This window comes from Rhizobium sp. P1_E1 (assembly GCF_056406015.1).
In genome coordinates this window covers 1-8798 of record NZ_JBFUAY010000184.1, presented here as the reverse complement: position 1 = coordinate 8798, position 8798 = coordinate 1, and the positions used below count along the sequence as shown (strand labels likewise).

Genomic DNA, 8798 nt, shown 5'->3' with positions numbered 1-8798 from the left:
CACCGACGCTGTTCAGCTTGCCTTCAAGCAGGAAACCGATCCGAAGGGCCTGCTCAATCCCGGCAAGATGATTGCGTGGGAAAATCCTGATTTCGATTTCAACGCCGGCAAGAACTATCTCTTCCCCGGCCTGGCGGCCCTGATGGAGGCTTCATGAGGGTTCTCGTCCTCCACTCTCACCCGGTCGAGGAAAGTTACGGCAAGGCGCTTTACCGGCAGACCGTCGAGAGCCTTGAGAAGGCCGGGCATATGGTGGACGCCTGCGACCTCTATGAAGAGCAGTTCGATCCGGTGCTCTCGCGCCACGACCGGCTCGTCTATCACGACTATCCAGAAAATCTGAAGCTGGTGGCGCCCCATGTCGACCGGCTCAAAGCGGCCGAGGGGCTGGTGATCTGCACCCCGATCTGGAACTTCGGCTTTCCGGCTATCCTGAAGGGATATTTCGACCGTGTGTGGCTACCGGGTGTTTCCTTCCAATTGGTCAACGGCAAGGTAGAATCGCGGCTGCGCCACATCCGCAAGCTCGCAGCCGTCCTGACTTACGGGGCAACGCCCTTCCGCGCCTTCGCCGCCGGCAACCCGCCGAAGAAAATCGTCAAGCGCGTGCTGAGGGCGCAGATCAATCCGGTGAGGCCGGTGACGTTCCTCGCCCATTACGATATGAACAATTGCACGCCAGAGACGCGGGCAAAATTCCTCACCCGCGTCGGAGACGCGATGGAGCGATTCTAGAGCAATTCGAGCAAAAGTGTGCCGCGGTTTTGCCAGGCAAAGCGCGAAGCGCTCTTGCCGGGAATTGCGTGAAAACAAAGAGGTAGAGCATCTCGGTGCTTCGAAGAAAAAACGGAAATACTCTACAAGATTTTCGYGGCCGTCACCTCGACCTCGACGAGGAACTCAGGGCGCGTAAAACCGCCGATGACGAGCAAGGTGGAAACCGGCTTCGGATCGAGCGTATAGCGATCCCGGACAGCCATATAGGCCGGGAAATCCTCACGGCGGGTGACGAAGCCCGAAATGCGGATCACATCGGCAAAACTCATCTCTGCCTCCTGCAGAATCGCCTTGATCGCCTCGAAGCAGAGTTCCGCCTGAGCAGTGATGTCGCTCGGAACAGCATCATCGAGACCGATACCAAGCTGGCCCGACGTGACCAGGAGCGATGCGCCGGGCGGCACGAGCAGGCCGTGATTGTAATTTCCAAAAGGCCGGCGTACCGACGCCGGATTGAAGGTCTTCTTCATCGCTGAACTTTCCCGTAGGTCTGCAGATGCCGACCCTACAAGATGCAGCGGGATATGAGAATATCGCTGCCGCCCATAATGTCTTGCGACAAGAGGCAGGACGATCGCCTTGATGGGATACGAAACGCAGACCCCGTAATTCAGCGGTACGCCATAGGAGAAAGGGTGACCTGCCAGGCTTTCGATCCGATGCCACCGCTTTGTGAGCAATCCGCCATTCCTGCCGTAGCCTTTTCTGCAAATGCTGGAACCGCCGGCGCATTGGCTAACTTGCTAGTTTAATCAATCGCTGCCTGAGATCGACGCCGCTTTCCAGTTTGTAATTTAAGCTCTGAACTGTCTGAGACACAGCGATGACAAGATCTTCGTTGCCGGATGCAGCCGCTCCATTGGGAAGCCGGGTATTGTTCTCAAAACCCACCCGCACATTTCCTCCAAACAGCGCGCCCGCTGAAACGCAGGCTGCTTCATGACGGCCGAATGCACAAACACTCCAATGCTCGAAACGTGGAATGCCGGTCGCCAGAAATGGCAGGAGATCGGTCGGCTGCGATGTCTGTTCTGCCGTGTATCGCCCAAGCACAAAGAGCACGGAAATGGTGCGCCAGGGTATGAGGCCGCGCGTCTGCATGTCCGCAAGCACTACAGCCTCGGAGGGATCGTAGAGTATGATCTGGGGGAGTACACCCTCCCGCGCCATCCAGGCCAGGAGATCGGCGAAGGCAGCTTCGAACGAGGTGTCCGGGACAAGTTCCCGTAGCGCGAGTGACACCGCTTCCGGGCATGTCTCCTTGACGACTGCGATCTGCTCGGCCGGCGTATAAACTCCGAGTGCCTCACTGGTGATCTGCACGACGAGGTCATCACCGACGCGTGACCGGATAGCCGACATCGCCTTCCGGTATGCGTCCGCATCGAGAAGATGGCTGCCATCATTCTTGCGAACGTGGACATGAATCATCGCGGCGCCCGCCTCTTTGCATCGAACGGCGGTCTCGGCAAGCTCCGTTGCTGTCAAAGGAAGGTTCGGATGTTCCAGCTTGGTCTTGCGGCCTCCGTTCGGAGCAACCGCTATTGCGACGGACTTCAAACCAGTCTCAATACTCATGAAAGCGCTCCTCGCCTTGATCCATACGGATCATAGTATACTTTTGTGAAACATATGTTGCAATTGCCTGCAAGGGGATTATAAGTCAGACATGGATCAAGCACCTCTTCGCCAAGCCATCATTGACACGTTTGACAGCATGTCCGCGCAATTGCAGACGGCTTCGCGCTACATCCTGGACCATCCCCGCGATGTCGCCCTCCTTTCCATGCGGGAGCAATCGAAGCATGCCGGTGTCCAGCCTGCGACCATGACCCGCCTGGCAAAACATCTCGGCCTCGACGGATACGACGCGATCCGTGCGATGTATGCCGAGGCGGTGCGTGGCAAGGAGCCCGGTTTTGCCGGAAAGGCCGGGGCTCAGGTCGCCAGCCAGAAGCTCAAGGGCGACCATGCGCTCGCCGCAGACATGCTCGCCTCGATCAGCACCCAGGTCGCCCAGTTGGCGGAGCCACAATCCTTGAACCGGATCGTTGAAGCGGCCACGCTGCTGGCTGCGGCAAGACGGGTCTACTGCCTGGGACTTCGGTCGAGCCATTCAGTCACATGGCAGTTGCATTACATGATGTCGCTGATCGGCGAGAAGTCCGTCATGCTGGACGGTCTGGGCGGAACCGGCGCGGACGCCATCGGGAACGCGCGCATCGATGACGTGCTCCTCGTTGCCAGCGTTCTGCCCTATACCCGCGCGACCATCGAAATCGCCGAATACGCCCACCAAAAGGGCGTTCCTGTCGTTGCCGTGACCGACAGCGAAGTAGCGCCTCTCGCCCAGTTCGCTACCGTCGCCGTGCTCGTCGCTACCGATAGTGCGTCCTTCTTCCATACGATGTCGCCGGCCTTCGCCGTTGCCGAAGTCCTTGGCACTCTCATCGCCGGAAACGCAGGCGAGAACGCGGTCGAAGCGCTCAGACGGTCCGACGAACTGTTTGCTTCGTTCAAAACTCATCTCAAACCACGGAACCCGAAAAAACGGTCATGACCCATATTCTGCATCGTGCGATCCATTCGAAACTTCCCGTCGCGGTGCGCGGCCAAGGTATCGAAATTTTCGATGCCGATGGAAAAGGTTATATCGATGCGTCGGGAGGAGCGGCCGTCTCGTGCCTCGGCCATGCGCATCCCGCAGTCCTTGCCGCATTGCACGAACAGCTCGACACTATGGCCTATGCGCACACCGGTTTTTTCACGACCGACGTCGCCGAGCGGCTCGCTGACCGGTTGGTCGAAGACGCGCCGCAGGGCCTTGATCATGTCTATCTCGTCAGCGGTGGCTCGGAAGCGGTCGAGGCAGCGTTGAAGATGGCACGCCAGTATTTTGTCGAGATGGGCGAACCGCGGCGCCGGCACATCATCGCCCGTCGTCAGAGCTATCACGGAAACACGCTGGGAGCGCTTGCGACGGGAGGCAACGAGTGGCGGCGTTCGCAGTTTCGGCCTCTTCTGATCGAAACACACCATATCGATCCCTGCTACGCCTATCGGCTGCGGCAAGAAGGCGAAGCCGATGAAGCCTTCGCCGCGCGGTCCGCTCAGCAGCTTGAGGACAAGATTCTCGAACTTGGCGAAGATCAGGTCATCGCTTTCGTGGCGGAGACCGTCGTGGGCGCCACGTCTGGCGCAGTGCCACCGGTTGCCGATTATCTCGAGAAGATTCGTGCGATCTGCGACAGGTATGGCGTCCTGCTTATCCTCGACGAGGTCATGTGCGGGATGGGCCGGACGGGCACGCTTCACGCCTGCGAACAGGATGGTGTCGTCCCCGATCTCATGACTATCGCCAAGGGATTGGGCGGCGGTTATCAACCTGTTGGAGCCGTGCTTCTTTCGGGCAGGATCTTCGACGCCTTCGCCAATGGGTCCGGTTTCTTCCAGCATGGTCACACCTATATGGGCCACCCGATGGCTGCCGCCGCCGGCCTCGCCGTTCAAAACGTCATCCGCAACGAAAACCTTCTGGCCAATGTGGTCGCCATGGGAGATCACCTTGAAACCCGACTGATCGAACGTCTCGGCAACCACAACCATGTCGGCGACATCCGCGGACGAGGATTGTTCCGAGGCGTTGAACTTGTCAGGGATCGGTCCACCAAAACGCCGTTCGATCCATCGGCAAAACTGAACGTTCGCATTAAAAGGGAAGCGATGGCCCGAGGCCTGATGGTTTATCCGATGGGCGGCACGATCGACGGGAAAACGGGCGATCACGTTCTGTTGGCACCGCCCTTTATCGTCACGGACCGGGATATCGACACGATCGTTGAGCGTCTCGGCGACGCGATCGATATGGCGGTTGCCGGCCTGGCGTAGTCCTCCCGGATGGCTTGGCAATCGCATAAACAAGCGATCAGCTTTTCCTGCATTCTTGACCGAAGCCGACCTCGACAGAGGCCGGCTTTTTCTGTCGTGCGCTCGAAACGGTTTTGCGAGGCGTTTCAGACCAGCATTTGCGCCCATGGCCCGGGTTAAGCGACATTGTAATAATTTGTGATCCATTCGTTTCGTGAATAAAATATATGATCTATCTGGATCATTTTTGATCGTCTTGGCCATTTTATGTGCGCGCCCGGAAGGCCGTGTTTTTTACTTCAAGATTTCCTGCACATGCTAACCGCTTGGAATCTCAGAGATCTACCGCCGTGACCGTCTTTGGGCGTCGGGGATCGGATGTTTCCGTTGTTGGCAAGCGGCGCCTTGCTTTTGGTCATTCCTCACACCCTCTCGACACGGCAGTGCAAATTTTGAATGCGACAGCATTAATAATGCAGTCTATATTTGCGTACGTCGATCAAAGGCAAACGCCGAATGCATTTGCCCAAAAAAGGGGAACTCACATGAAACTGAGATTTGGATACCTACTTGGAGCCGCTGTTGCAGCGACAATCGCGTTCTCACTGCCGGCACGCGCCGCCGATCTGGTCGTTGCCACCGATACGGCATTCGTACCGTTCGAGTTCAAGGAAGGCGACAAGTATGTCGGCTTCGACATCGACCTCTGGGATGCTGTCGCTAAGGACATTGGCGTCACCTACACACTGCAGCCGATGGACTTCAACGGCATCATTCCCGCCCTTCAGACGAAACAGGTCGATGTCGGTCTCGCCGGCATCACGATCAAGGACGAACGCAAGAAGGTCATCGATTTCTCCGACGGCTACTATGACAGCGGCTTCCTGCTGATGGTTCCGACGGACAGCGCTATCAAGGGACCGGAAGATCTCAAGGGCAAGACGCTTGCCGTGAAGACGGGAACTTCCGCCACCGATTACGCCAAGGAGAACTTCAAGGATTCAGAACTGCGCCTGTTTCCGAACAGCGACAACGCCTATCTCGAAGTTGCAACAGGCCGCGCCGACGCCGCGATGCACGACACGCCGAACGTGCTCTATTACATCAAGACCAATGGCCAGGGTAAAGTGAAGACCGTCGGTGCCCAGATGATGGCACAGCAGTACGGCATGGCGTTCCCCAAGGGCAGCGAACTTGTCGCAAAGGTCAACGCCTCGCTGGCCAAGCTGAAGGCCGATGGCACCTATACCACCATCTACAAGAAGTGGTTCGGTACCGAGCCGCCCAAGAGCTGATCTCCAATACGAGATTATCAGCGCCGGCTCGGCCGGCGCTCCTTCCTCGCATGGAGATGATTTCTATGGAATTCGAATGGTCGGTTGTCTGGCAGGCGCTGCCGGAACTGTTCAAGGGCGCGCAGCTGACGGTCATGATCGCGCTAGCCGGGCTTGTCGGTGGCCTTATCATCGGTATCGTTGCCGGCCTGATGCGCGCCTATGGCAATGTCGTCCTGAACGTGATCGCTTTCATATATGTCGAACTCATCCGTGGCACCCCGATCGTCGTGCAGGTCATGTTCATCTATTTTGCGCTTCCGCTGGTCGCCGATATCAGGATCAATCCGATCACCGCGGCGATCACCGCGATCGTCGTCAATGCCGGGGCCTATATCGCCGAAATCGTCCGGGGATCGTTTCTGTCCATCCACAAAGGACTGAAGGAAGCCGGGCTCGCGCTGGGTCTTCCGCTCTGGAAGGTGCTGTTCTACGTCATAGGACCGCTAGCCTTCCGGCGCATGATCCCGGCGCTCGGAAATCAATTCATCGTCAGTTTGAAGGACACGTCGCTGTTCATCGTCATCGGTGTGGGCGAACTGACCCGCCAGGGCCAGGAAATCATGGCGGCGAACTTCCGCGCCGTCGAAATCTGGTCAGCCGTTGCCGTGTTCTATCTGATCATGACCGGAACGCTGACCCTCATCCTGCGTGTAACCGAGAAAAGGATGCGAATCCTGTGAGCCTCGTCGAATTCAAAAATGTCACCAAGAACTTTGGGCCGATTTCGGTCTTGAAGGACGTCGATCTCAAGATTGACGAAGGTGAGGTCGTCGTGTTGATCGGCCCGTCCGGATCCGGAAAGTCCACCCTGCTGCGTTGCATCAACGCGCTTGAGGAGATCAACGGCGGCGATCTGATCGTTGATGGAATCAGCGTACGGGAAAGCCGTTCCAAGGTCCGGCTGATCCGGCAGGAGGCTGGGATGGTGTTTCAGCAGTTCAATCTGTTCCCGCAGATGACTGCGCTCGAGAATGTTGCGTTTGGACCCCGCAGGGTCCGCAACCTGAGCAAGGCGGACGCAACCGAACAGGCGACGGCGCTGCTTGCAAAGGTCGGGCTAGCGGACCGCGGCCATCACTATCCGTCGGAGTTGTCTGGAGGCCAGCAGCAACGTGTCGCCATCGCTCGCGCCCTGGCGGTCAAACCGAAGCTGATGTTGTTTGACGAACCGACTTCGGCGCTTGATCCGGAACTGCGTCATGAGGTGTTGCGCGTCATGCAGTCGTTGGCCGAAGAGGGCATGACGATGATCGTGGTGACGCATGAAATCGGTTTCGCCCGCAAGGTCGGAACCCGGCTGATCTTCATGGAGAACGGCAACATCGCCGTTGACGGCGATCCGGCCGTTCTCCTCGACAGCCCCGAAAATCCACGCCTCCGCGAGTTCCTGCAGCATGTCCATTGACACAGACTATCGCCTTGCCAGCCTGACCCTTTCGGGAAGCCACTACGATATCGGACGGGGTCTCGGTCGTCATGGCGCGTCCCTCGTTCACGGACACCTCGTCAAGACCTATGCATGGGCGACGGTCATGGCGCTCAGGCACGACGACCGCATACGTGCGGCGAGGTCAGTGGTCGAGGAGCGTTATCCGCAGTATCTGCAGGAACTCTCAGGCCTGGCGGACGGAATGGAGCTGCCCTTCGACGAAGTCTTTGCGTGGAACTGCCGGGGCGACGTCTGGGCGATGGCGCCGGATGGCTGCACCACGGTCCAGATACCGGGTTCATTCCCGGTCATAGCCCATAACGAAGACGGCGATCCGGGGCTGCGGTCGCGATGCGCGCTGGCGACCATCACCCCGAACCAGGGTCAGCCATTCACGGCATTCGTCTATCCGGGATCGATACCCGGCCATACATTTGCGATCAATGGTAGCGGTCTCGTGCTTACCGTGAACAACATCCGCTCAACGCTTGCCGGAGATGGATTGCCGCGGATGGTGCTGAGCCGCGCCGTTCTCGACTGCGCGACGATCGACGCCGCACTGACTTTACTGTCTGAGGCACCGCGCTCCGGCGCGTTCCACTTCACGCTGGCGCAGGCAGGGCAGTCCCGCTTGGTCAGCGTCGAGTTCACGCATGCGAACTGCTCGATCGCGGAAATCGCAAGCCCAGCCGTCCATGCAAATCATCTTGTCCACGTGGAGATGGCATTCGAGCCGCAAATCATAACGGGGTCGTCCGGCTCACGGCAGGAACGTGGTCAGGATATTCTCGATGCAAACGACGAACCGCCGGCACCATTGTCTGTCCTATGGGATCAAGAACATCGCATTCTTCCGATCTACCGCGTCCAGCCGGACGATCCTGATAACGAGAACACCCTTGCGACCGCCGTATTCAAAATCGGCAGGGACAGCGTCGACTGGGCTGTTTATGATAGCGCGGGATCGGCGGCACGTTTCGAAAATACCGGCCTGAAGATCGCGACAATGTGACATCGAGGCAGACGCATGGTTTTGACGGATGGAGCGACTGGATTTGCAAAACCGGCGACAATCGAGGAACTCCGAAACCTCACGGTGAGCATCAACCGTGAGAACGCCAACATCTCTCTCGGCAACAAGGCTCTCGACGTGTTGGCGAAGCTGGTGGACACACCGGAACAGACCGCGGTTCGAACCATTTCCGAACTGGCCGACACCCTCGGGGTGAACCCTTCGACCCTGACGCGACTTTCGCAGAAGCTCGGCTTTACCGGGTTCAGCGATTTGCAAAGTGTTTTCCGCCAGGCGTTTTCCGCTGACGATCGGTACTTCTATAGCCGGCAGGCGGGGCGTCTTCTTTCCACGAAGGAAGACAGCGAGGAGGAGC

At 58.2% G+C, this 8798-nt stretch carries 9 protein-coding genes and 2 pseudogenes; 9 read left to right on the top strand and 2 right to left on the bottom strand.

Annotated features, from left to right (window positions below):
* Together AC1D1Z_RS30540 and AC1D1Z_RS30535 are read left to right on the top strand one after the other, a co-directional pair.
* Positions 1–157, top strand: a pseudogene (locus AC1D1Z_RS30540) (FAD-binding protein); the annotation flags it as partial.
* Positions 154–735: an NAD(P)H-dependent oxidoreductase gene (locus AC1D1Z_RS30535; protein ID WP_018245571.1), complete on the top strand. Its 582-nt coding sequence runs from the start codon at positions 154–156 to the stop codon at positions 733–735. The pseudogene AC1D1Z_RS30540 and the gene AC1D1Z_RS30535, both read left to right, overlap by 4 nt.
* Positions 736–857: 122 nt before the next feature.
* On the opposite strand, the gene AC1D1Z_RS30530 is transcribed toward AC1D1Z_RS30535, so the two are convergent.
* Positions 858–1247 carry a RidA family protein gene (locus AC1D1Z_RS30530; RefSeq protein ID WP_477852604.1) on the bottom strand — a complete coding sequence of 130 codons (390 nt, stop codon included), beginning with the start codon at positions 1245–1247 and terminating at the stop codon, positions 858–860.
* Between the two features lie 265 nt (positions 1248–1512).
* Positions 1513–2355: a beta-keto acid cleavage family enzyme gene (locus AC1D1Z_RS30525; RefSeq protein WP_032981329.1), complete on the bottom strand. Its 843-nt coding sequence runs from the start codon at positions 2353–2355 to the stop codon at positions 1513–1515.
* Positions 2356–2446: 91 nt separating this feature from the next.
* On the opposite strand from AC1D1Z_RS30525, the gene AC1D1Z_RS30520 reads away from it, so the two are divergent.
* From AC1D1Z_RS30520 to AC1D1Z_RS30490, 7 genes and pseudogenes are all read left to right on the top strand, one after another.
* Positions 2447–3337, top strand: coding sequence for a MurR/RpiR family transcriptional regulator (locus AC1D1Z_RS30520; RefSeq protein ID WP_018245568.1), 891 nt, complete (start codon positions 2447–2449; stop codon positions 3335–3337).
* The gene (locus tag AC1D1Z_RS30515; RefSeq protein ID WP_018245567.1) at positions 3334–4665 is read left to right on the top strand and encodes an aspartate aminotransferase family protein; all 1332 of its coding nucleotides are present in this window, start codon (positions 3334–3336) and stop codon (positions 4663–4665) included. The genes AC1D1Z_RS30520 and AC1D1Z_RS30515 overlap by 4 nt, the downstream gene beginning before the upstream one ends.
* Positions 4666–5189: 524 nt before the next feature.
* The gene (gene glnH / locus AC1D1Z_RS30510; RefSeq protein WP_018245566.1) at positions 5190–5939 is read left to right on the top strand and encodes a glutamine ABC transporter substrate-binding protein GlnH; all 750 of its coding nucleotides are present in this window, start codon (positions 5190–5192) and stop codon (positions 5937–5939) included.
* Positions 5940–6004: 65 nt separating this feature from the next.
* A complete protein-coding gene (glnP, locus tag AC1D1Z_RS30505; protein WP_018444690.1) occupies positions 6005–6661 on the top strand; it encodes a glutamine ABC transporter permease GlnP in 657 nt (218 codons plus the stop codon).
* Positions 6658–7386, top strand: a complete 729-nt coding sequence (gene glnQ / locus AC1D1Z_RS30500; protein WP_026188685.1) for a glutamine ABC transporter ATP-binding protein GlnQ — start codon at positions 6658–6660, stop codon at positions 7384–7386. Before glnP ends, glnQ begins: the two co-directional genes overlap by 4 nt.
* Entirely contained in the window at positions 7376–8422 is a 1047-nt protein-coding gene (locus tag AC1D1Z_RS30495) for a C45 family autoproteolytic acyltransferase/hydolase (protein WP_018245565.1), read from the top strand. The genes glnQ and AC1D1Z_RS30495 overlap by 11 nt, the downstream gene beginning before the upstream one ends.
* Positions 8423–8437: 15 nt before the next feature.
* A pseudogene (locus tag AC1D1Z_RS30490) lies at positions 8438–8798 on the top strand (MurR/RpiR family transcriptional regulator); the annotation flags it as partial.